Annotated in this window: 16 protein-coding genes, 2 tRNA genes and 2 pseudogenes; 11 read left to right on the forward strand and 9 right to left on the reverse strand. The window is 62.2% G+C overall.

All coding sequences use genetic code 11. The annotated features are described in order from the left end of the window. The first annotated feature begins 71 nt into the window (after positions 1–71). The 8 genes and pseudogenes from ilvC (at position 72) to HWX44_RS01210 (ending at position 10,102) form a co-directional block, all read left to right on the forward strand. Positions 72–1,085 carry a ketol-acid reductoisomerase gene (gene ilvC, locus HWX44_RS01175; RefSeq protein WP_175972881.1) on the forward strand — a complete coding sequence of 338 codons (1,014 nt, stop codon included), beginning with the start codon at positions 72–74 and terminating at the stop codon, positions 1,083–1,085. 132 nt (positions 1,086–1,217) lie between these two features. Continuing rightward, a complete protein-coding gene (locus HWX44_RS01180; protein ID WP_175972882.1) occupies positions 1,218–3,011 on the forward strand; it encodes a GmrSD restriction endonuclease domain-containing protein in 1,794 nt (597 codons plus the stop codon). A 28-nt stretch (positions 3,012–3,039) separates the two neighbouring features. Further along, positions 3,040–3,924 (forward strand): hypothetical protein, encoded by an 885-nt coding sequence (locus tag HWX44_RS01185; protein WP_175972883.1) that lies wholly within the window; start codon positions 3,040–3,042, stop codon positions 3,922–3,924. 44 nt (positions 3,925–3,968) lie between these two features. Beyond that, complete coding sequence (serA, locus tag HWX44_RS01190) at positions 3,969–5,555, forward strand: phosphoglycerate dehydrogenase (RefSeq protein ID WP_049156496.1); 1,587 nt, start codon at positions 3,969–3,971, stop codon at positions 5,553–5,555. A 135-nt stretch (positions 5,556–5,690) separates the two neighbouring features. Then, on the forward strand, positions 5,691–6,710 hold the full coding sequence (locus HWX44_RS01195) for a 3-isopropylmalate dehydrogenase (protein WP_070517515.1): 1,020 nt from the start codon (positions 5,691–5,693) through the stop codon (positions 6,708–6,710). Positions 6,711–6,727: 17 nt separating this feature from the next. Beyond that, positions 6,728–8,594: pseudogene (locus HWX44_RS01200) on the forward strand (DUF294 nucleotidyltransferase-like domain-containing protein). Beyond that, positions 8,595–9,212, forward strand: a complete 618-nt coding sequence (locus HWX44_RS01205; protein WP_102233870.1) for an exonuclease domain-containing protein — start codon at positions 8,595–8,597, stop codon at positions 9,210–9,212. 80 nt (positions 9,213–9,292) lie between these two features. Continuing rightward, positions 9,293–10,102, forward strand: coding sequence for a fumarylacetoacetate hydrolase family protein (locus tag HWX44_RS01210; RefSeq protein WP_175972884.1), 810 nt, complete (start codon positions 9,293–9,295; stop codon positions 10,100–10,102). Between the two features lie 8 nt (positions 10,103–10,110). On the opposite strand, the gene HWX44_RS01215 is transcribed toward HWX44_RS01210, so the two are convergent. From HWX44_RS01215 to HWX44_RS01250, 8 genes and pseudogenes are all read right to left on the reverse strand, one after another. After that, positions 10,111–11,214 (reverse strand): isochorismate synthase, encoded by a 1,104-nt coding sequence (locus HWX44_RS01215; RefSeq protein ID WP_175972885.1) that lies wholly within the window; start codon positions 11,212–11,214, stop codon positions 10,111–10,113. Positions 11,215–11,293: 79 nt separating this feature from the next. Next, positions 11,294–12,598: a choice-of-anchor M domain-containing protein gene (locus tag HWX44_RS01220; RefSeq protein ID WP_175972886.1), complete on the reverse strand. Its 1,305-nt coding sequence runs from the start codon at positions 12,596–12,598 to the stop codon at positions 11,294–11,296. Beyond that, complete coding sequence (locus HWX44_RS01225) at positions 12,595–13,491, reverse strand: anchored repeat-type ABC transporter permease subunit (protein WP_049156511.1); 897 nt, start codon at positions 13,489–13,491, stop codon at positions 12,595–12,597. Before HWX44_RS01225 ends, HWX44_RS01220 begins: the two co-directional genes overlap by 4 nt. After that, the gene (locus HWX44_RS01230) at positions 13,488–14,216 is read right to left on the reverse strand and encodes an anchored repeat-type ABC transporter ATP-binding subunit (protein WP_046648114.1); all 729 of its coding nucleotides are present in this window, start codon (positions 14,214–14,216) and stop codon (positions 13,488–13,490) included. The genes HWX44_RS01225 and HWX44_RS01230 overlap by 4 nt, the downstream gene beginning before the upstream one ends. Further along, positions 14,209–15,102: a choice-of-anchor M domain-containing protein gene (locus tag HWX44_RS01235; RefSeq protein WP_102233874.1), complete on the reverse strand. Its 894-nt coding sequence runs from the start codon at positions 15,100–15,102 to the stop codon at positions 14,209–14,211. The genes HWX44_RS01230 and HWX44_RS01235 overlap by 8 nt, the downstream gene beginning before the upstream one ends. Then, a pseudogene (locus HWX44_RS01240) lies at positions 15,095–16,592 on the reverse strand (anchored repeat ABC transporter, substrate-binding protein). Before HWX44_RS01240 ends, HWX44_RS01235 begins: the two are co-directional and overlap by 8 nt. Next, positions 16,592–17,671 (reverse strand): choice-of-anchor M domain-containing protein, encoded by a 1,080-nt coding sequence (locus tag HWX44_RS01245; RefSeq protein ID WP_175972888.1) that lies wholly within the window; start codon positions 17,669–17,671, stop codon positions 16,592–16,594. Before HWX44_RS01245 ends, HWX44_RS01240 begins: the two are co-directional and overlap by 1 nt. Before the next feature lie 12 nt (positions 17,672–17,683). Next, complete coding sequence (locus HWX44_RS01250) at positions 17,684–20,050, reverse strand: choice-of-anchor M domain-containing protein (RefSeq protein WP_175972889.1); 2,367 nt, start codon at positions 20,048–20,050, stop codon at positions 17,684–17,686. Between the two features lie 161 nt (positions 20,051–20,211). Here HWX44_RS01250 and gltX point away from each other — a divergent pair, with 161 nt between their 5' ends. The 3 genes from gltX to HWX44_RS01265 all read left to right on the forward strand — a co-directional run bounded on the left by gltX (position 20,212) and on the right by HWX44_RS01265 (position 22,088). Continuing rightward, complete coding sequence (gene gltX / locus HWX44_RS01255) at positions 20,212–21,711, forward strand: glutamate--tRNA ligase (protein WP_175972890.1); 1,500 nt, start codon at positions 20,212–20,214, stop codon at positions 21,709–21,711. A 173-nt stretch (positions 21,712–21,884) separates the two neighbouring features. Next, a tRNA-Gln gene (locus HWX44_RS01260) sits at positions 21,885–21,956 on the forward strand. Positions 21,957–22,012: 56 nt separating this feature from the next. Further along, a tRNA-Glu gene (locus HWX44_RS01265) sits at positions 22,013–22,088 on the forward strand. Positions 22,089–22,356: 268 nt separating this feature from the next. Here the strand turns inward: HWX44_RS01265 and HWX44_RS01270 are convergent. Further along, a complete protein-coding gene (locus tag HWX44_RS01270; protein ID WP_175972891.1) occupies positions 22,357–23,568 on the reverse strand; it encodes an IS256-like element ISCau1 family transposase in 1,212 nt (403 codons plus the stop codon). Positions 23,569–23,636: the final 68 nt, after the last annotated feature.

Raw genomic sequence — 23,636 nt, forward strand, 5'->3', positions numbered from 1 at the left:
TACAAATTCAGTAGACCACGTCACTATTCACTGAGTAGTGACAACGAACCGCAGAGAGAAGGAACAACAACATGGCTATTGAGACTCTGTACGATTCCGATGCCGACCTGTCCATCATCCAGGGCCGCAAGGTCGCCATCATTGGCTATGGCTCCCAGGGCCACGCCCACGCAATGAACCTGCGTGACTCTGGCGTTGAGGTGGCGATCGGCCTGCGCGAGGGTTCCAAGTCCCGCGAGAAGGCGGAAGAGGCTGGCTTTAAGGTCCTGAGCAACGCTGAGGCGTCCAAGTGGGCTGACGTCATCATGCTGCTAGCCCCGGATACGTCCCAGGCGACCATCTTCGCCGAGGGCATTGAGCCAAACCTGGAGGACGGCAATGCTCTGTTCTTCGGCCACGGCCTCAACATTCACTTCGAACTGATCAAGCCGGCGGAGAACATCACCATCGGTATGGTTGCGCCGAAGGGCCCGGGCCACCTGGTCCGCCGCCAGTTCGTCGACGGCAAGGGCGTGCCCTGCCTGATCGCGACCCAGCAGGATCCGAAGGGCGAGGGCCGCGAGCTGACCCTGTCTTATGCCGCGGCCATCGGCGGTGCCCGCGCCGGCGTTATCCCGACCACCTTCGAAGCCGAGACCGTCACCGACCTCTTCGGTGAGCAGGCCGTTCTGTGCGGTGGTACCGAGGAGCTCGTGAAGGTCGGTTTCGAGGTGCTGGTGGAAGCCGGTTACGAGCCGGAGATGGCCTACTTCGAGTGCCTGCACGAGCTGAAGCTCATCGTTGACCTCATGTTCGAGGGCGGCATCAAGAACATGAACTACTCGGTCTCCGATACCGCAGAGTTCGGCGGCTACATTTCCGGTCCGCGCGTCATCGACGCTGACACCAAGCAGCGCATGAAGGACATCCTGTCCGACATTCAGGACGGAACCTTCACCAAGCGCCTGATCGCCAACGTTGAGGGCGGCAACAAGGAGCTCGAGGAGCTGCGCGCCAGCTACAACGATCACGAGATCGAGAAGACTGGTGAGAAGCTGCGCGATCTTATGAGCTGGGTCAAGAACCCGCTGGATGCAACTGCATAAATCGCACTGGATCTGAGTAATCCCGCTGGCCACCGGCTGGCGGGATTTTTCATTACCCGGGGCTTGGTGCCCGCAATGTGATGTTCGCGCACAAACGGGCACGTTCCCACATTTGGCGGTAGGCTCGAGGCCATGGGTTTCTCTACGCCAAGTTATGACCTTAATGACCTTTTCGCTCGCATCGATCGCGGTGATATTCAGCTGCCTGACTTCCAGCGCTCTTATTCCTGGGATGAGGACCGCATTAGATCGCTGATCGTCACCGTCTTGCGCGGCTACCCGCTCGGCGCATTTATGGCCTTGGATACCCGCAACGAAACCATGCGCTTTCGCCCCCGCCCATTGGCTGGGGCTCCGGATACCGGGGTGAACCCGGGCCTGCTCTTGCTTGATGGGCAGCAGCGCCTTACCACCTTGTATCACTGCTTCCGCGGCGAGGGCTTCGTCGATACCACTGATTTTCGTTCCAAGAAGGTCTCCCGCAAGTACTACGTGGACCTGCGCATAGCGACCTCGGAGGACATCATGCCGGACGAGGCCGTCTTCGCCGTCAACCAGCATGGCGAGCTGCGCTCCCACTTCGCGCCGGATATCGAAGGCTCCTTGAACAACCGCGAAGCCGCAATCGAAGAGTGCTGCATCCCGGTCTCAGCCCTGTTGATCGAGGAAGGCACCAGCATGCTCTTCGAGCTCGCAGCCGCCAACGATGGTGCCACCCGTGATGTGGTTGCAGCCTTCAACAACCGCGTCCTGCGCCCGCTGTCCGGCTACACCGTGCCGATGATCCGCCTCTCCCGGGAGACGGCAAGCGCCGGTATCGGCTCGATCTTTGCGCAGGTAAATTCGGCTGGTCTGCAGATGGATGTCTTCGATCTGCTCACGGCTGTCTTTGCCTCCGAAGACCCGGACTTCCACCTGGCGGAGGATTGGGCGGCCGTCGAGAAGCAGCTGCGTTCCTTCCCGGCGCTCGACGGCATTGGCCGCAACGAGTTCCTCTCGGCCGTGTCTTTGCTGGTGTCGGGGGAGAAGGGCAACGCTGGTGGTCAGCGCGAAGACATCCTGCAACTGACGCTCGCTGAATACCGCAAGGCCGCGGAGACCCTCGTGATTACCTTCCGTGAGGTCGCCGAGTTCTTGGCTGAGCGTTGCATCCTGTCCTTGGAGCAGGTTCCCTATTCCGAGCAGATTATCCCGCTGGCGGTCATCCTGGCACGTCTGGCTGAGAAGAAGGGCGTGCTATCTACCCAAGACGCCTGGGACCGCCTCAACCAGTGGTTCTGGAGCGGTGTCTTCGGTGAGCTTTACGGCTCCTCGGCCGTCAAGCTGCGCGCTGCCCGTGATGTCGACGAGGTGACCAGCTGGGTTGCCGGCGATACCGAGAGCGTTCCGAAGACGGTGCGCGATGCTTCCTTCCGCGAGTCCCGCTTGCTGTCCGTGGGGGAGAACGACGGCGTATGGCACGGCCTCTACGCTCTGCTCATGGCCCGCGGCGCCAAGGATTGGCGGACGGGGCGCCCCTTCAACCGCCATAGCTTCGAGGAGCTGCAGCCGGGATTCTTCCCGGTCTTCCCGCTTCGCTGGTGCGAGCGCCACGGTATCAGCGGCGTACTGGCGAACTCCGTGCTCAACCGCACACCGATGGGCAAGCGCACCGAGGTGGTCCTGGACGGGCATTCGCCCGAGCGCTACCTGCCGCGCGTGCAGTCAAAGTCGATCATGGAGGATGCCGAGTTCGATAGTGTGTTGGCCTCCCACGACTTAGATCCGGAGCTGCTGACTGCGAAGACCGCGCACCAGTTCTTCGCCGATCGCCGCGAGCGCTTTGTCGGCATCGTCGAATATGCACTCAACAAGCAGGTGGTGCGCGACGTGGATGAGACGAACCTTTCCGGCGGCGAGGAGGGCCCGCAGGCCTTTGCGCGTTAAGGTTCCTTCTCCACGTGCGCTACAGGTCGTGCCTGTAGCGCTGCTGCTAGTCGTGACGGGCTTAGGCGCTGCGGGCTGTTCCTCGCTGGGGCGGGGCGAGCCGATCCTCACGCAGGACATCACCGCCCTCCCCGAAGCGGACATCGACCTGGCCCGCGCGAGCGAGGAGAACCGCTTGCGGCTTATCGACCCCCAATTCGCCAACGAGGTCACCGTGGTGGGGGACCGCTGGGGCATCGACTCCGCGCGCTTGTTCTTCAAGGAGAGCAATACGCTGATCCTCGCCGAAGAGACGGATGCCGCGGCCCTGCGCGCGGCGACGTTGAGCGTGTCCCAGCGCGTGCCCATGGTGACGTACGATGCGTCGATTCGCCCGCAGATTTCACAGCTGCTCGCTGATCTCGACGTAGACCAGCTCCTCGTTATCGGTAACGTTCCGTGGGCTAGCCAGAACGGGCAACTTGAAGTTATCCACGACCCAGGAAACACCAAGGCGCTGGGGGAATACACCGCTTTTCGCTTCACGTCGAAGGTGGTCATGAAACGCGAGCGCATGGTTGACAACATTGCGCGCTTGGATTCCTCTACGAAGACGGAGCTCAAGGCCGCCTGGGAGCCCCTGCCGCAGCACATAACGAAGGAAAAGATGCCGGCTATTCCGGCCCAGGCGCGCCGCGACGCACAAATGGCGCCGGTGATTGTGGCGACCGCGGAAAGCCCCCTAGCCAACGTGGTCAATGCCACCGCCTACGGTGGCACGGTCTTCGTCATGACCGAGCCAGATCCGTCGGCGACGAAGGCCGGCGCGGCGATAACGGCAGGGCTGTCGGAGGGGCCTATCGTGGCCCTCGGACCGGAATTCGGTTCAGTGACAGAATTCACGCATAAAATCACTCAGGGCTGGAAAGAATAAACTACACTTCTCGGCATCTCCAATTCTGACTAGTAAAGGAAGTTATGTCGAAGCCGGTCGTACTTATCGCCGATAAGCTTGCCGAATCCACTGTTGATGCCCTCGGTGACACCGTTGAGGTTCGCTGGGTTGATGGCCCAAACCGCGAGGAGCTCCTCGCCGCAGTGCCTGAGGCCGATGCGCTCCTCGTCCGCTCCGCCACGACCGTGGACGCGGAGGTTTTGGCCGCCGCAGAGAACCTGAAGATCGTCGGCCGTGCTGGCGTTGGCTTGGACAACGTTGACATCCCAGCCGCCACCGAGCGTGGAGTCATGGTCGTCAACGCGCCGACCTCCAACATCCACTCCGCCTGCGAGCAGGCCATCGCCTTGCTCCTGGCCACCGCGCGCCAGGTGCCGGCGGCGGATCAGTCTCTTCGCCAAGGCGAGTGGAAGCGCTCGTCCTTCAAGGGTGTCGAGATCTATGGCAAGACCATCGGCATCGTGGGCTTCGGCCACATCGGCCAGCTCTTTGCCCAGCGCCTGGCGGCCTTTGAGACCACCATCATCGCGCACGATCCTTATGCCAACCCGGCCCGTGCGGCGGCGCTGGGTGTGGAGCTGGTGAGCCTTGAGGAGCTCATGTCCCGCTCTGACTTTGTGACGATCCACCTGCCCAAGACCCCGGAGACCGCCGGCATGTTCGATGCCGAGCTTTTGGCGCAGGCCAAGAAGGGCCAGATCATCATTAACGCCGCCCGCGGCGGCCTCGTCGATGAAGCGGCGCTAGCTGCCTCCATCAAGTCTGGCCACCACCGCGGCGCAGGCTTCGACGTCTATGCTTCCGAGCCCTGCACCGATTCCCCGCTGTTTGAGCTTCCGCAAGTTACCGTGTCCCCGCACTTGGGCGCATCCACGGTCGAAGCGCAGGACCGCGCCGGTACCGATGTCGCCGCCTCCGTGTTGAAGGCACTGGCCGGCGAGTTCGTCGCGGATGCCGTCAACGTTGAAGGCGGCCGGGTCGGCGAGGAAGTCGCCGGCTGGTTGGACCTGACCCGCAAGCTGGGCCTGGTAGCCGGCAACCTGCTGGATGCTGCACCGGTTGCCGTGGAGGTCGAGGCCTGCGGTGAGCTGGCCAACGAGGATGTCTCGGCTCTTGGTCTGTCTGCTGTTCGCGGACTGTTTTCCGGCGTGGTCTCGGAGGCTGTCACCTTCGTTAACGCAATGAAGATCGCCGAAAGCCGCGGCGTGACCGTGGACGTGAAGACCAACGTGGAGTCGAAGGGCCACCGCTCTTCGGTGCGCGTCAGGGTGATTGGCCCCAACGGCAAGGTATCGCAGCTGACCGGTGCCCTGACCGGAATTGACGGGGTGGAGAAGATTATCCGCATCAACGGCCGCGGCGTCGATATGCGCGCTACCGGCCGCAACCTCTTCTTCTCCTACAAGGATGCCCCGGGCGCGCTGGGTACCGTAGGTACCAAGCTGGGCTCTGCCGGCATCAACATTGTCGCCGCCGCCTTGACCCAGGGTAAGGACGCCTCCGACGCTGTGCTCATTCTGCGCGTCGAGCGCGAGGTACCAGAGGAGCTCGTCGAGGAGATCAACTCGGCGCTGGGGGCTACCTGCCACCAGCTCGATTTGGATGCCTAATCCACACCGTACCTGAGTGGCGTCCACCGCCCCCTGCAGAGCCAGTCATGGTTCTTCAGGGGGTTTCGGCTTCATGGAGGGCACGAGGGTGGTACTCTCTCAAGTATCCAATATGTGAGAAAGGAATCCCACAAAATGAAACTTGCAGTGATTGGCGGCGACGGCATTGGCCCCGAGGTAACCGCGGAAGCGCTCAAGGTTCTGCGCGCGGTGCGCGAGGACATCGAGGTGACCGACTATGACCTGGGTGCTCGACGCTACCTGCGCAACGGAGAGCTGCTTACCGACGCCGACCTGGCCTCCCTGCGCGAGCACGACGCCATCCTGCTCGGTGCGATTGGCGCCCCGGGTGAGGTTCCGCCCGGCGTCTTGGAGCGCGGCCTGCTGCTGAAGATGCGTTTTGCGCTCGACCACCACGTTAACCTGCGCCCCTCCAAGTTGTACCCGACGTCTACCTCGCCGTTGGCGAACCCGGGCGATATCGACTTCGTCGTCGTGCGCGAGGGCACCGAAGGCCTGTACTGCGGTAACGGAGGAACTCTGCGCGAGGGCACCGAGCACGAGGTGGCCTCGGAGGTTTCCCAGAACACCCGCTACGGCGTTGAGCGCGTGGTGCGCGATGCCTTCCAGCGTGCGATGTCCCGCCGCAAGCACGTCACGCTGGTGCACAAGACCAACGTTTTGGTCAATGCCGGCGGGCTGTGGCAGCGCACCGTGAACGAGGTGGCACAGGAGTTTCCGGAGGTCACCGTGGATTACAACCACATCGATGCCGCAACCATCTACATGGTCACCGATCCCGCGCGCTACGACGTCATCGTGACCGACAACCTCTTTGGTGACATCCTGACTGACCTGGCCGGTGCTGTTACCGGTGGCATCGGCTTAGCCGCCTCCGGAAACATTGACGCCTCCGGTGCGAATCCCTCCATGTTCGAGCCTGTCCACGGTTCTGCCCCGGACATTGCGGGCAAAGGGATTGCGGACCCGACCGCGGCGATCCTCTCGGCCGCGATGCTACTGCGCCACCTCGGTGACGAGGACAACGCTGTGCGCATCGAGGAGGCCGTTGCTGCCGACGTCTCCTCCCGCGGGGATGCGCAGCCGAAGACTACCGAAATTGGTGACCGAATCGCCTCCGCGCTGAGCGCCTAGCACTGTATGGTTGGCGCATGAGCGTCGAAATAGACGAGGTCACTAGTTTCCTCGCACAGCACGAGCCTTTCTCCCGCCTGCCGGAGGAAGAGCTCACCGCGCTGTCCTCACAATTGAGCATGATCTACCTGCGCCGCGGGGACATCCCCGTCAGGCTCGGAGAAGAGAACACCTTTCTCCACATCATCCGCACCGGAGCAATAGATGTCCTAGGGGAGGATGGCGTCCTGCTCGATCGTCGCGAACCCGGGCTGACCTTCGGCTATTCCACGCTGCAGGGCGAGCCGGTCTCCGCCTACGAGATGATCGCGGTCGAAGACAGTCTGGTATTCGCCCTGCCACAGCAAGCTTTTAGCGAGTGCGCCCACCGCAACCCAGACATCGCACGGTTCTTTTCGGCCAAGTCGCGCCAGATCCGAGCAGCAGCCCGGGAGCTGTCCGATTCCGCGCCAACAGATGTTCTCCGCACGCCGCTGCAGGACCTTATCCGCACCGACGTGCTCACCGCGCCGGCCACCACAACGATCGCGCAAGCCGCTGAGATGATGACAGACCGTAGCGTGTCCTCGCTCCTCGTCGTGGAGCCCGGGAACCAGAACGGCACCCGCCTTAAAGGCATCGTGACGGACCGCGATTTGCGCTCGCGCGTGCTCGCCGTTCACCGCGATCCCGGCCAGGCGGTGGGGGAGATCATGACGCCCAACCCGCTGACGGTATCGGCCGATGCCCCCGCCATGGAGGCGCTGCTGCACATGGCCGAGCGAGGTATCCACCACCTGCCGGTGGTCACCGAGGGCGCCTTGCAGGGCATTGTCACGCAGTCGGACGTTACGCGCCTGCTCCATAACGACCCGCTCTACCTCACCGCGGACCTCTCACGGCGCAGCAGTGCCGCTGAGCTTCGTGGCGCTTTTCAGGAAGCCACGCGCTTGGCCGGGCGTTACGTGGAGCGTGGCTCCACCCCGGCGGAAGCCTCCAGCCTGGTCACGCTCGCCGCCGATGCAGTGGCCCGCCGACTGTGCACGCTGGCCGAGGAGGAACTTGGACCCCCGCCAGTCGAGTATGCCTTCGTGGCCGTTGGTTCGCAGGGCCGACGGGAGATGGCGCTCGCCTCGGATCAGGACAATGCTCTGGTCCTTGCTGATGACTACGATGCCGCGGTACACGGCGACTACTTCGCACAGCTCAGCTCTTTCGTCTGCGAGGGGCTTGCCGACGCCGGCCAAGTTCTCTGCCCCGGCAACATGATGGCGATGAACGAAGAATGGCGGATGACGCGCTCCCAATGGATCGACACCTTCCGCAGGTGGATCCGTGAGCCCCAACCGGAGGCGCTGCTCAACGCACAGATCTTCTTCGATTTCCGTGTGCTCTATGGCAGCGAGGAGCTGGGCCGGGAAGTCCACACTGCTGCCGTAGAAATGGGTAAAGGGGCAACGCGCCTGCACGCGCACCTGGCCAGCTTGGCAGCGCGCCGCGAGCCGCCGCTAACCTTCTTCCGGGGGCTGGTGGTGGAGCGCGATGGCGATTACGCCAACACCCTCGACATCAGAAGGGCGGTACTGCGGAATCGTGCAGATGGCCCGGCTCTTCCCCTTGGGTCCCGGTCCGACGGGGGTGGTTACCCGCCAGCGTCTCAGGGAAGCCGCCGGTAACGCGGTGAGCCAACAGGGAGCGCAGGAGCTTCTCGACGCCTTTGACTACCTACGTTCCCTCTCCTTCCAACACCAAGCCCACCAGCTGCGCGAGGGGCAGCAGCCCAATTACAACATCGACCCCAAGGGCCTGGGGCGTATGGAACGCGAGCACCTGCGCGATGCCTTCCGGGCGATCAAGTCGATGCAGAATGCCCTCGCGACCAAGTACCCAGTGAGGAATATCTAGATGTGGAATCGCTGGAGCCGTCGGGCGGATTGGGGCGCGCCCCCGCGCACCACACCCCTTGATGACGTGGGCTTGCTGGCCGTGGACATGGAGACGACCAGCCTTAACCCCCGCACGGGCAAGATCGTCTCTATCGGTTGGGTTCCGGTTAATGGGAGCACCATCGATTTATCTGGCGCTGGCTATATCGTGGTGCGCGGCGCGCAGGTGGCCGACGACGCGCATGTCCACCTGCTGACTCAAAACGTCATCGATGCCGGCGAGAAGTTGGAGAGCGCTATGGAGCAGTTGCGCCAGGCGGTGCAGGGACGCGCGTTGCTCGCACATTTCGCAGCGCTGGAAGTGGGATTCATTGAGGCGGCATCCCGCGCGGTGTTCGGAGAGCGCCCGCGGCTGAGCGTGGTGGATACCTTTGCGTTGGAGCGGCGCCACATGGAGCGCATGGGCACCTACCCGCGCGGCGAGGACCTACGCCTTCCCCGAGTCCGTGAGCGCTATGGTCTGCCGCGCTATGGCAGCCACAATGCGCTCAGCGACGCCCTGGCTTGCGCAGAGCTATACCTAGCGCAGCGGGGGAGCACGCGAGCGGTGACCCTGGGGGACGTCGTCCAGCGCTGAGATAGACAACGCTTCCTTTGCAACCTTTACTGCAGACCCCTGATCGTGTGTTAAAAATCCTTGCGAGTAGTATGGCCGTTATGCGTTTAGGACGAATTGCTCACACCGAAGGTATCTGTTTCGCCATCATTGATGGCCCCGCCGACGCCCCGCTTGACCAGCTGGTGGCGAAGGAAATTTCCGGCACACCGTTTACCCCACCGGAGCCGACTGGCCGTGAGTGGCCGCTGAGTGAAGTACGCCTGCTGGCGCCGACCCTGCCCACCAAGGTCGTAGCTCTGGGCCGCAACTACGCCGACCACGTGGCGGAAGTCTTCAAGGAATCCGCGGAGCACCTGCCGCCGACGATCTTTATCAAGCCCTCCACCTCGGTCATCGGCCCCGGTGCACCCATCAAGATTCCGGAGTTCGCTACCAACGTTGAGTTCGAGGGCGAGCTCGCCGTGGTGATTTCCAAGGTGTCAAAGAATATTGATCCAGAGAAGTGGCGCGATCACGTCGTCGGCTACACGATCTGTAACGATGTTTCTTCGCGTGACCTGCAGTTCCAGGATGGCCAGTGGGCACGTGCGAAGGGCATCGATACCTTCTGCCCGCTGGGCCCGTGGATTGAGACGGACTTGGACTGCATCAATCTCGATAATCAGAAGATTAACGCCTACCTCACTCACGAGGGCAAGCGAGAGCAGAAGCAGGATTCCAATACGGATCAGATGATTGTGAAGATGGGTGACATCATCGCTGAGATCTCGCAGTCCTACACGCTGCTGCCGGGTGATGTCATCACGACGGGTTCCCCGGCTGGCACGGCGCCGATGGTGCCGGGCGATACCATCGAAGTTGAGATCCCCGGCGTGGGCAGCCTGGCCAACCCGATTGAGCGCGCTTAGATGCTGCTCTAAAGGTTGAGCGCGCGCAAGATGGTGCGCAGCTTAGCCGTGGTTTCCTGAAGTTCGGCCGTCGGGTCGGAGTCCACGACGATTCCTCCGCCTGCCCACGCGCGGGCGGAGAGGCCATCGCCGGCCACCTCGGCGCACCGGATGGCTACCATGTATTCGCCGTCGCCGGAATCATCGCACCAGCCCACCGCGCCGGCGTAGAAGCCGCGATCGGTTTCAGCGGTTTCGATCAGCGCTTGTGCGGCCTCCGTGGGGGTGCCACAAATAGCAGGGGTGGGGTAGACCAACTCGGCCAACTCGAGCGCAGTGATGTCAGAATCCTTGAGGGTTCCCGCAATCGGGGTGCCCAGATGCCACATCTCATTGGTGGAGGTGAGCTGCGGGGACGTGGGAGCATCGAGGGTCTCGCACAAAGGCTGCAGAATACGGCGGATGTGATCTACCACGAAAGCGTGCTCGCGCAAATCCTTCTCGGAATTGTGCAGGTCCTGACCTGCCATGATGTCGCGTGCTTTATCCGACTGCCGGGGCGCGGATCCGGCCAAGGGGAAGGCCGTGACTGTTGAACCCTGCTTCTTGATGAGCACCTCCGGGGAAGAGCCCACGAGCATCGCTCCGGGTCGCCCCGCCGGGGTGAGGTCGGCGATGAAACCATCGCGATGGGAGGATAGGTCGATCAGCCGCGCGGCGACGAGGAGCGGATCGACAGGGGCGTTGAACTCAATGTCAACGGCGCGGGCGAGGACTACCTTGTCCAACTTCGACGCCTCGATCGTGGCGATGGCTGCTTCAATGCGGCGAAGGTGTTCCTCCGGTTCCGGATCGAAACCGGTAACCCGCGCGTTGAGCGTGCCGCTGCGGTAGTAGGCATGTGGCTCGAGCGGGCCGTCCTCGCGGATGATGCTGCGCGGGACTGTCAAGGCGGCTGGATCTCCCTTGTGGAAGGGAAGCGCGCCGACGATCATCGGGACCGTGCCGGCACGCAGCTCGGCTACGGCGGCATCGACATCGCTGAAGGTCGCAGCCGAACCTTGGGTACGCACAGACCCCGTCGCGCGGGACAGGAGGAAGTCGGGGGCGGTGGAGGGTCTGTTTTCACACATAAGGAATAACTCTAGTTCCTTCTTTCCTTCTTACCGAAACCAGATCCACTCCTTATGCGGGGTGACCGCCCCTAGGGGACTAGTCGCGGTTGCGCGGGCGGAAGAACTGCACAGCGATGAACAGCCCGATACCGAGGAGAAGCGCAAGGGAACCCATGCCCGCAAGGAAGCCCGCCCAGAAGCCGGCCATCGGTGCGCCATAGCTCATAGCCTGGATGTTTGCGGTTCCAGCCTGCTGTTCCTCCGTGCTTGGGGCGGGGCGCTGCGCCGGGGCGGTATGCTTGGTGCTTCGTTCCTTCTTGGGCGCCGCGGTACTCCCGGACTCTTTCGCGCGAGTAGCAGAGCGCCCGTTCGAGGTGTTCCGATGTGTGGAATCTCTCTGTTGTTCCACAGTGTGGGATGATCCGTTCTGTGGGGCGCGCTGGCCCTGCGTCTCAGGACGTTGGCTTCTTTCAGAAGCATCTGCGGCCGGCTTTTTTTCGGTGCTTCGCGCGGAGCGCTCAGACTGCTTCGAGTCTTTGGCGTCTCTGGACGTGGAGGGCTGCGCGCCGTTGAGGACGGCCTCGGCCTCCTTGAAGGTTTTATCCATCGTCTTGTCTAACTGAGCGATGGACTTAGAGGTGTCGTTGATCTCCTTGGCCAACTGCTGCGGGCGGTTCTTCGCGCTGCCAGAACCAGAGCCCTGCCCAGCGCCGGCACTGGCACCCCAATCCAGTTGACACACCTCGTCGGGCTCCGCTTCACCTACGAGGAATGGAACGTCGATGGAATGCTCCGAGCCGTCGTTGAGCGTAAACGTGAAGGTTGCGGCATAGGCGCCTGGCTCGGTGAAAATGATCCCGGTGTGGCTGTGGAAGTGATCGGGGTAGTTCCAGGTGATGTCTGGGTCTTCCGAATCAAAGAGGACGGTGGGCGCTGCACCCAGGGAGTTTTGGAATCCCACCATACGTCCGCCTTCCGGTGCGCTGTGCAACGTTAGCGACAGGGTAGCGCCCTCGGCCGTTGCCGGCTCGAGGTAGCTGGTGTTGAAACCAAGCCAGGGGATTGCCGGGTCTTGGGTTTGGGGGATCTGCCAACCACTCGACGGGATATCGCCTCCGGCTGACTCATCGAAGGCGGCATTGCTGCCGACCTCCACGTAGAACTCGCCGGAATCGTAGTCCTTGCCGGACTCATCGTCGCGGGCGATGAAGGAGATATCGCCAGAATTTCCCACCAGCGCGAGGTCTTGGTGTCCGCGGCTAAAGGCATGCAGGGAGCTGGCATCGCAGGAGGACTCGCCTGCGCGCTCCGCGGCAACAGCGGGCGCTGCAGAAGCAATCATCGTCGGCGAGCTCAGGGCGATAGCGGCGGCAGCGGTCAAGGTTAGGGGACGGATATTCATGCGGACAGGGACTCCTTTGATTCAGATGGGTGCGGGGAGGACGCCGTGGCACGACGAGAATGCAGAAGAGGGGACAGCGCCCACGCCGCGAGGAAGCAAGCAGTAAGCAGCAGCACAATGGTCGCCCCAGCGGGAAGATCGATGGCCCACGCCAGATAGATGCCGAAGAAGCTGCCGAGCGAACCGATGGCCGCGGAAGCGATCATCATCGACCCCAGCGAGTCACAGAGCAGCCGCGCCGTGGCCGCCGGGGTAATGAGTAGGGCGAGCACGAGGACGTTGCCGATGGTGCCCACAGAGATGACCACCGCGCCGGTCACGCAGAGGTAGAGCACGATGTCCAGAGCAAAGACGGGCAGTCCCATCGCGCGGGCGGTCTCTTTGTCCAGGCATGTAGCGGTGAGCTGGGGGCCGAGCAAGACCACGGCCCCAACGATGAGCACCGTGACGGTGAACGCCGTGTAGAGATCTGCACGGGAGACACCCGTCAGCGATCCGAAGAGGAAGCTCGTGAGCGAGGCCGTATAGCCCTCCACCCGGGAGATAATGACCATGCCAAGCGCAAAGGATGCGGCGAAGAAGATACCGATGACGGAGTCCTCGCGGACCGTGCGCCGCTGGGAGAAACACGCGATGAGCACGGCGACGGTGCAGCCCGCCACGGCGCCGCCGAGCAGCACCGAGCCCTGGAGCACGAAAGCGATAGCCAGACCCGGGAACACCGCGTGGGAGACAGCATCGCCGATAAAGGCCATGCCGCGCAGCACGACGTAGCACCCCACCACCCCGCACACGATTGCAGCGAGGATGGAGATGCCGACCGCGCGGGCCAAAAAGTCCAGGTGCGGGTTGGCGAGGTCCTGGAAGAACTCAACAAGCGAAATGTCGATCATGCCGCCACCCCAATCGCAGAGAGCAGCGGTGAGGAGGCCGATACCCCGAAGGTCTCGCTCCACGGCTGCGGAGTCAGGCGGAGGTCCTCAGCGGGCCCGTCCGCGACGATTCCCCGGTTAAAGAGCACCAGGCGCGAACACGAGTGCGCGGCCTCGGAGAGATTGTGCGTGGACATGACCACGCTGCTTCCCTGGTCGGTAAGTTTCTGGAAAAGAGTCAGTAGCTCCTCGGTGTTGGGAGCGTCGAGTCCGGTGAAGGGTTCGTCGAGAAGCAGCACCTCGGGCTCGCAGGCCAGAGCGCGGGCGATGAGGACGCGCTGGCGTTGGCCGCCGGACAGCTGCGCGATGGGTCGCTGGGCGAACTCTTCCAAATTGGTCAACTCGATGGCGCGGCGGGCAGCCTCCTTGTCAGCCCGGCCCGGCCGCCGGAACCAGCCCACCATTCCCGTGCGCCCGCTGAGCACCGCCTTGGCCACGCTGATGGGGAAGTCCCACTCCACGTCGTGGCGCTGCGGGACGTATCCCAACGAGGTGGTGACGTCGATGGTGCCGGTGAAGGGGACCAGCCCCAGGACGGCGCGCATCAGCGTGGTCTTACCGGCTCCGTTCGGTCCGAGAAGCCCAATAAACTCGCCGGGGTTGACGTCGAAGCATGCGCCGTCGATGACCTGGCGGCCAGAAAGCGATACTGCCAGGTCGTTGATTGAGATGAAGGGATTAGCCACGGCGCCCGCCTTTCGCGCGTAGCACCGCAAACACAGCCCCGACGAGGACGAGTAGGCCCGCACCGGCGAGTGCCCAGACCCACACCGGCACCGCGGCGCCCGCCGAGGCATCAGAGGACTCGGCGCTCGGATCCCACTGCGCGGCGTGTGCCTGCGCGACGTCGGTGCCTGCACCGACAGCAAAGGTCAACGTGGCCTCGGCAGCGACATCGCTCCCAGCGCTCTCGCCCGCGCCTTGCCCGCTCATACGCACCCGAACCTGGTGGATGCCGGGCTCGCTAAATACCCAGTTAGCGTGCGTGTGCGTGCCCAGGTCCACCCAGAAACCGTCCGTGGCCCCGGTCGCGGTGGACCACAGCAGCTGCGGTTCTTCGAAGCCGCCGTTTTGCAGGAACAGCGAGAACTCGCCCGGCCCCTGGTGGCCTAAGAACTCCATGGTGAGGCCGCGGTCAACGTTGTCCGTTAGCGAGGGCGCCTGGGTATTCCAGCCCAGCCACGGCACGTCGGCTTGCTCTGTTTGGGGAACGACCCACACCTGCGATCCGGGCTCGGCGCCGACAAAGGAAAAGGCTTTGTCCTCCGGAAGGGTGAGTTGGGCATTGTCGCCGACGTCGAAGACTACGTCAGCAGGATCACGCCACACCGGCGTGGCTGCTGAATCGTCGCGGGCGAGGAACTGGGCCTGCCCGTCGACAAGCAGCAGCCCGAGGTCCACGTGACCGTGGTCGATGGTGGCCTCTGTCCCAGGTGCGGCGACCTCTTCATCGGCGCTCACGACCTGGGCCAGATCACCGGCCCACGCGGTCACCGGCGCGAAAGCCAGCGCCGCGGCGGTCAACGTAGCCGCCAGGGACGTGCCTAGTGTGTGGATGGTGCGATTAGACATGAGTTTCCTTCGTGGTGCTGCCTAAGCAGCGGTTGAGTGAGTGTGCGTTGAATCGCAGGAGGTCGAGATACGTGGGGACGGTGTCATCGAGAGTGTCGCCGTAGATGGGGCAGACCGCGATCCCAAGGGATTCGGCAGCCTCACGGATGACATCGGCGCTGGCCTGTTGAGTAGGTTCGACGAAGACCGCGGGCAGGTGGAGATTCTCCAACGTGCGGCGCAGGGCAATGACGTCCCGCGGCGAAGGCTCGATGGCGGGTTGGGAGTGACGAATCCCGCAATATCAAGGCCATAACCCTGTTCCAGGTAGGCATAGCCGTGATGAGGTGTGACCAAGTGCCGGTTGCGCTCCGGATGTCTTCGATGAGCCGCCGCACCTCCGCGTCCGCGTCGTGCAACTGCTCGATGTAGTCCTGAGCGCGCTCCCGATACTCCGCGCCGTGCGAAGGATCCGCCAAGGCCAGCTGCTCGGCGATGACCTCGGCATAGCTGATGCCGTTGGCCGCGTTGTGCCACAGGTGCGGGTCAACCTCACCGTGGATGTGCTTGCCCAGGACAGCCTGAGGCAGCAGGTAGGTCTCGTCACCCGGGCGCCCCAGGAAGCGGTAAGCGGGATCCGGCGGAATCTGCTGCAGGGTGGAGTTGGAAATGCTCAACGCCGTGGTGTGTGGGTCGAAACCTTCGCCTTGATCCTCTAAATCGAGCTCGCCCGTGGACAGGTCCGCGGTGATATCTACGTGTCCCGCATCCAGGGAGGTCATTCCATCAGGTGGCTGTACGCCCACGGCCACCGTGAATTCCTGCGGGGAGCTATCCGTTGCGCCAAAAGTGAGACGGTATATGCCCGGCTTGGTGAAGGCCCACGAGACGTGCGTATGGGCGTTGGCCGGCAGCGTCGTGGAATCGTCGCGTTCGTCCAGACCATCAGCCGTGTTAAAGAGTGCTTCGGGCGTACCAAACGTGGATACGACGTAAGCCGCAACATCGCCTGGCCCCTCGGCATCGAGCAGGCTCATGGTTACGCTCGTGGTACCCGGCGGGGCATTGCGCACACGCAACCCCAGCCAGACGGCATCGAGGGCAACGTTTTCCACCAGCGGCACGAGACGGGCCCCGCGCGTGGACGCTTGGTCCGCTACCTCGGTGACCGGAACATCCGATGATTCCCGCAGCGTCTTCAACAGGTTCTGCGGCTCGAGGAGAAACCCATTGGCCAGCAGCACATCCGCGTTTGCGACATCCCGCACCGAGCGCAAGCTCGGCTCAAAGGTGTGTGGGTCCTTGCCCGCAGGAATCAACGTGGTCACCGCAGCGTCGTCCCCGGCCACGTGCTTGGCGACGTCCCCCAGAATCGGCGTCGTCGCCACCACCTTGAGCTTCGCATCGTCCCCACTGGCGGTGCTCGCGCAACCACTGAGCGTGGACGCGCCAATAAGCACCGCCGAGAGCAGCGCGATGTGGGGCGTCCGGGTGCGTACTCCGTGCGGCATTAGTCGCGGCCCTTCATGAGTGCGAGACGTGCTAGGGCCAGGCCAAGCACGAGCATGCCGAGGCCCAAGATTCCGATACCCCACGGCAGCAGGTTTTGCCCGCTGTCGTAATAGCCTGCTGCAGCGACCGTGTCCACGTTCTCCGCGGCTGGCGTGGTTTTGTCGACTGCGCGGGCAGGCTTGCGCTCCTTCCTTTCCTTGCGCTCTGAGCGGTCGTTTCGCTCCTTGTCCTGTGCCTTTCGTTCCGCGTTCTTAGTTCCCGCAGCCGACGTCGCACCGCGGGTAGCGCCTCCGGAGCTTCCGCCCCCAGAGCGGGAGCCTGAGTTAGAAGAAGCAGGTTCGTCGGAAGAGGCCCCGCCCAGGGCGGCGTCGTCGAGCTCAGCAGGGCTCTCAGCACCGTGGTCCGTAACCGTTTCTTCCTCCCGAGGCGTGGCTTCTGCGTCACCGACGTCCCAGGTATAGGTGACCTGGTTACTCGTGTCCCCGTTGGATTCTGCCTGCACCGTCATGGTGTAGATACCGGGCTCGCTAAAAGCCCAGTTGACGTGTCGGTGTGCCGGGTAGGCCTGGTTGATGACATCCCCGGACACCAGGTCCAGCGCGCCGGCGTCGGTGACAGGCTGGATATCTCCGAAGCCTGCCGTTTCGAAGACGAAGATATCACCGGGGCCGGTGACCTCAACGAACTCGAAGTTGATGTCGGTGTAGCCAGCCGATTGTGCAGACTGGGTATCCCATCCCGGCCAGAGCAGCGAACTGTCCTGGGTCTGGGGGAGGTAATACGTCGGTACGCCAATTCCATCGATGCCCTCGGTGGCCTCGCTCCAGGCCTCCTCGGCCACTTTGAGGGTGACATCGTTGCCTGGGCGGACGACACCGCTGCCGGTGATGTCTTCCTTCATCGACAAGGTGAGCTCACCGCCGGGGGCGGAGACATAAAAGGCGTCAACGTGCCCGGTGTCGAAAACCTCGCCATCGGCGCGGGCCGGGGCCGGATGGCCCGTGAAGACAACTGCCAGCGCCACGGCGATGGCGCAGAGGGCAGCAGTGACTCTGTGCAGTTCTGTGGTGCGGTGCACGCGGTGTCCTTTCTAGCGATGAAGCAAGCCGTTGAGGCGAGACTCAATCTGGCCGCGGTGGTTGTTGTAGAAGTTGAGGAAACCTTGGAACACGATGGCCAAGACAACGGGAAGCACGAGGCCCCACAAACCCTCGAGTTTGGGCATAGAAGATTTCATGTTCTTCTCGCCGCTGGATTTGTTGTCGTTCGGCTTGGTGCTGCCGGGCTTGTCGTTGCCCTCGCCCTTGTTTCCGCCCTTGTTTCCGCCCTCGTTACCGTCCTTCGCGCTCACGCAGTCCTTGATCGCGGCGTCGCCGGCGGCCACGGTGAGCGTCTGCGGTTCAGAGGTGATCTCCTTGCCGTCTGTAGTGGTGGCCGAGTAGCTGACCTCGAGCTTGTACATGCCCGGCTTCGTAAACGCCCAGTTGGTGTGGGTGTGGGAGGCGAAGGTGGTCTCAATGGAGTAGTCACCTTCGGCGGAGTTGATCAAGGGAGTAAAGCCCTTGCCCAACCCTTCGGTGGTGAACAGGCCCACCTGTGCGCCGTCGGGCATCTCAACGGGCTTGATGTTGAGGGTGACCGTGCCGTCTTTGTAGTCCTGGTAGTCAAGCGCCTGGGTGTTATAACCCGGCCAGATGATGCTCTGCTCTTGGGTTTGGGGGAGCAGGAAGAACTTATCCTCGCCCAGGTAGTCGAAGTCTTTGCCCTTGAGCGCCTCCGGGCGGGGGCGCAGGGCGTTGTTGTGGATGGCGAGGACAACGTCATCAAGCGGGCGCTCGACGGTCTTCTTGTCTACGATGGCCGTCTCATCCTTGAGCCGGGTGCGGAACTTATCGCCGTCACGAGTGACAGCGATATCGACGTGGCCATGGTCGAGCACCGCCTTGTCAACGCACGTACCGGTGTACTTTCCTGCCTCTGGCTTGGTGTTGTTGTCCGGGCTGGTGGAAGGGGCCTTGGAGGTTGTGCCGAGTGCGCCGCGGCCCTCGTATTTCTGCCCAAAGGAGAAGTTCTCGGTGAGCGTGATGCTTCCGGAATCTTGCTTGATGCTCGGGTGCGGGAGGATATCCAGGCGCACGGTATTGCCGTTGAAGCTTGCGTCTGCGCCGACCACAAACTCCGCGCGGCCGTTGCTGATGACCCCGTCGAATTCCACGTCGGGAAGCTCGCTGCCCTTGCTGAAGAAGCCACCATGGACGTAGCCTTCGAGCTTCTTATCGGCGGCCTCAACGATGATGCGTGTTGCGTCCTCGCCCTCCGGAATGGCCCGCGCGGACAGCTCCGGGTTAGGTACCGAAACCTCTTGATCGGAGGAGAGCTGGCGGGGGTTGGTGGTCTCTGCCCAGGACTCCGCAGACTTCTTCGAGGTGGTGGAAAGCTCGGCGTTCTCTGAGTAGGCGAACTCCTCGGAGATCCAGCGCGGGCTGCCGTCCTCCGGGGTGTAGACAGCCTGGATCGTGGAGGACTCTGGGCCTAGGAACTCATCGAAGTGTGCTTGACCGTCTTTCACGGGCAGATCGGTGAGGAAGTAGCCGTCAATCAGCAGCGTGAGCGTGCCGTTGCTGCCGCCGGTGAAGTCGATGGAGGAGAGGCGCTCATCCCCATCCTTGTCTCCGGACTTTTTCGGAGCGATGGTCAACCGGTAGTCCTGTGCGCTGGCATCTCCCGCGGTGGCCTTGTCGAACCGCTCCTTGAGTGACGGTGTTGGATCGGCGGCCGGACGCTGACCGCCCACCTGGATGGAGGTGGTGGTCGGTGCGGAAGCGATGAGCTTGCCGTCCTTGTCGCGCGCGGTGGTGCGGTAGGTCAGCTGGTAGCGCCCAGGCTTGGTGAAGACGGTGTAGTTGTGGGTGTGCGTGCCGCTCGTCAGCCAGGCAGAATGCGGGGCACCCTCGGTGGTTCCGAAGAAGCGCTGCAGGCCGCCGGGGCCGGGGTAGTAGCCAAACATCTCTACCTCGCCGGGGCCATCAACGCTGAGGAGGTCGAGAGAAGCGATGTTGTCGCGGAAGTCATCGACAGGCAGCTCGGTGTCCGCACCGAAGCCCATCCATACTGGGTCCAGGCTGCCCTGTACGCGGGCGGGTGCCATGTAGTAGGTCGTGCCGGCCTTTCCGAGGAAGGAAAGTGCCGGGTCCTCGGGGACTGTGAACTGGTATTGGTTGCTTCCGTTCTGGTCCCAGCCTTTGCCCACCCAGGTGACCGTGTCGGCAAGGTCGTGGTTGCTTTCTGCGGAATGGCTCTTGAGGGTGAGAGAATTACCCTCCCAAAACGCCTTGGGGGAGTCGATGTGCGTTTGGGTGGCCACGTGCTTGCCGTCGTCGGGGCCGGCAACGGCGGTAGCGGGAGAGGCGAGGAGTGCGGCGCACGTAAGCAGAGCCGCGTAGCGGGTACGAACCACGATGGGAGACCTTTCTTCAGTTCTTGAACGAGAATTCACTATAGGGAATGGAAACCAGTACCGTTAAGTATGAGGAAAAGGTGCTGCTCAGCCTTAGTGGAAACGGAGTTCAACTACCCCCAAGTGGGGCGGGCGGTGCGGCGAAGCGGCGCTGAACTACGATGGTGGGCATGACTGAAAAAACATCCGACGTCCGCGTCCGTTTTTGCCCTTCACCTACCGGCACGCCCCACGTGGGCATGGTCCGCACGGCACTATTCAACTGGGCTTATGCCCGCCACACTGGCGGTACGCTGATCTTCCGCATTGAAGACACCGATGCTGCCCGTGACTCCGAGGAGTCCTACCAGGCCATCATCGACTCCCTGAACTGGCTTGGCCTCGGCTGGGATGAGGGTGTCAACGTCGGTGGCCCGGACGAGCCTTACCGCCAGTCGCAGCGCATGGACATCTACGCCGACGTCCTGCAGAAGCTGAAGGATGGCGGCTACGTCTATCCGGCCTACTCCACCAACGAAGAGGTGCAGGAGCGCCACAAGGCAGCCGGCCGCGACCCGCAGCTGGGCTACGACAACTTCGACCGCGACCTCACCCAGGAGCAGATCGACGCTTTCGAGGCGGAGGGCCGCAAGCCGGTCTGGCGCCTGCGCATGCCGGACAAGGATTGGTCCTGGACCGACCTGGTGCGCGGCGAGATGACCTTCAAGTCGGAGACCCAGCCCGACTACGTCGTGGCGCGCTCGAACGGTGCGCCGCTCTATACCCTGGTTAATCCGGTCGACGATGCGCTCATGGGAGTTACCCACGTCCTGCGCGGAGAGGACCTCCTGTCTTCCACGCCGCGCCAGCTCGCCCTCTATGAGGCGCTCGTGGAGCTCGGCATTGCCAAGAAGACGCCTGAGTTTGGCCACCTGCCCTTCGTGATGGGTGAGGGGAACAAGAAGCTGTCCAAGCGTGACCCGCAGTCCAACCTGTTCAATCACCGCGACAACGGCATCATCCCGGAGGGAATGCTCAACTACCTGTCGCTGTTGGGCTGGTCCCTGTCCGCGGACCAGGACATCTTCTCCGTTGACGAGCTTATTGCCAACTTCGACGTCCACGACGTGTTGGGGAACCCGGCTCGCTTCGATCAGAAGAAGCTCGAGGCCATCAACGCGGATCACATTCGCTTGCTGGAGCCGGCAGACTTTGCGCAGCGCCTGCGCGACTATCTCACCGAGTACACCGACTTCCCGGCCGACTATCCGGAGGAGAAGTTCGCTTTCGCCGCAGATCTGGTGCAAACCCGCATCAAGACGCTGTCCGACGCCTATGGCCTCATGTCCTTCCTCACCACGCCGGATGCCGAACTGGAACTGGATGAGAAGGCAGCACGCAAGAACCTCAAGGAAGAAGCAGTGCAGCCGCTGGAGGTTTCCATCGCCAAGCTGGAGGAGCTCGGGGAGTGGAAGACGGAGGAGATTGAGAAGGTTCTCTCCGCCGCGCTTATCGACGACCTCGGCCTCAAGCCACGCAAGGCCTACGGCGCCCTGCGTGTAGCAATCTCTGGCCAGCAGGTCTCCCCGCCGCTGTTTGAGTCCATGGAGTTGCTGGGCAAGGAGTCTACTCTGGCTCGCCTTAAGGCTGCGCGTGCTCTCACGCCGTGGAGCACTGAGTAGATCCATTTAGTAGTCTCACATGGCTGTCATTTCGGGGCGTTAGGTTTCATTCCTAACGCCCCGAAAATGCTTTCTGAACTGGCGATTTGTGTGTATCGTTAGTGCTGGATATAGTTATAAACCGTTGCAGCGAGCGGCGAGGGGTTAAAGCCTCGGCCAGTTCAAAGCAATAATGGCCTATGGTGTAATTGGCAACACAACGGTTTCTGGTACCGTCATTCTAGGTTCGAGTCCTGGTAGGCCAGCAGTGATAGCGATGTAACGTGGCACTGCACGTTACAGTACGTCGTCACAGTTCTAAGCCCCGTTCGTCTAGCGGCCTAGGACGCCGGCCTCTCACGCCGGTAACACGGGTTCAAATCCCGTACGGGGTACCATTGTGTTCTTACACATACGAGTTAGTGACTTAATAGAGGTAGCCAGGTCTTCGGGCCTGGCTTTTCTGTTTCTGGGGGTAAGTCCACTCCTGTGACCAGGTTGGCTTAAGGGGTTAAGGGTCAAAATGTGTGTCTGGCTCGGCGTGTCGCGGGGGTTAGATTTGGCCTTTTTGAATGCCGATTGAGTGGGTGTAGTCGGTGTCGATGGCTTAAGGGACATTTCGTGTGGATTTGCGGCGTGTCGCACTAAGGGACATTTCGTGTGGATTTAGGAGCGTCCGGCCCAGCCTTTTCTTATGCCTAAGCTGGGGTTCCATTCGTTGTCGATGCCGGTGTCGAATGTGGCTGGTCGCCCGTCTGGGTGGCCACGTCGTGTGAGTTCTTCTTTTGCCCAGGCTGCGCGTGCTGCTTTTTCTCCTTGGCGTCCGAAGTCTTGTTGCTTGGCTAACTCCAGTGGCGGTATGGGGTCTTCGGTGTGGGTGTAGAGCCACCAGTCCATGGTGATGCGCTGATGCTCATCGAACATGCCCCGATGGTTTCCTGCTAGGTCTTTGAGCTGTTTGTTGATGCCACCTTCCAGCAGGTTCGTGGTGGCTTTTAAATCCTGTGTGACACCTTCAGGCGGGTCAAGGAAGGTAAATAATTGTCCGGCGTGGATGAGCTTTTCTAGCCGCTTTAGAGCCCTGCGGGCGTTGCGGTGGGTGTACCACCATTTCTGGTTGGGGCTGACCCATTTCGGTACTTGGCCTGCTGGTATAGCACTGCGGTAGGTTCGCTCTTTAAGCCAATCCGCAAAGGTAATGCGGGTGTGGTGGACTGCAGCAGTAAACCGCGCAGCATCTTCACGGTTGTGTACCTGGACGAGCATGTAGCCCAGTTTCCGGATTGCTTTATGCGCTGGGTGAATCGGGTTGCGGCTGATATCAGCAAAAGTGTTGCGTTGGACGTGAACAAGGCAGCGCTGGATGGCAACGTCGGGCCATTTAATACGCAGTGCCTTGAGTGCTCCGCCTGCCCCGTCGGTGGTGACGATGAGTGGTTGCGCGATTTTGTCGAGCAGTTTCAGGTACTCGTATGAGCTTTCACGCAGGCACCAGTGCCAGGCGATGACGTGTGTTTCGGTGCAGGCTACCAGCAGGCATTTCTTGTGGAAGTAGGTGCCGTCGATAAAGACCTGGTCGTAAACACGATAGGGGTCAGTAGACGTGGGCACGGTGATAAACCACAGCAGCTTGAACCACCGGGTTAAAGTTCGTCTGGTTACCCCTAGGCGTTTGGCTAAATGGTCTGCAGATTCCCCGGAGAGGATCCAGTCAATAAAGATTTTGAAGTGCCGAATCTCGCTGGTGTGTGCGCGGGTATTAATCGATGAAACGTTGCATTTAGGACACAACCAGCGCTGGGTTCCTGCCGCGGTTTTGCCGTTCTTAACCAGTCCGTGGCCGCACATGTCACACGACGGCCGATTCCTATTAGCCATAGGAATTGGCCTTACCGCACCAGCAGCAGTCCTCCTATCACAGACCTAGGACTATCCAGTGTTGATTT

This window comes from Corynebacterium sp. Marseille-Q2823 (assembly GCF_903645345.1).
Taxonomy (GTDB): Bacteria; Actinomycetota; Actinomycetes; order Mycobacteriales; family Mycobacteriaceae; genus Corynebacterium; species Corynebacterium hiratae.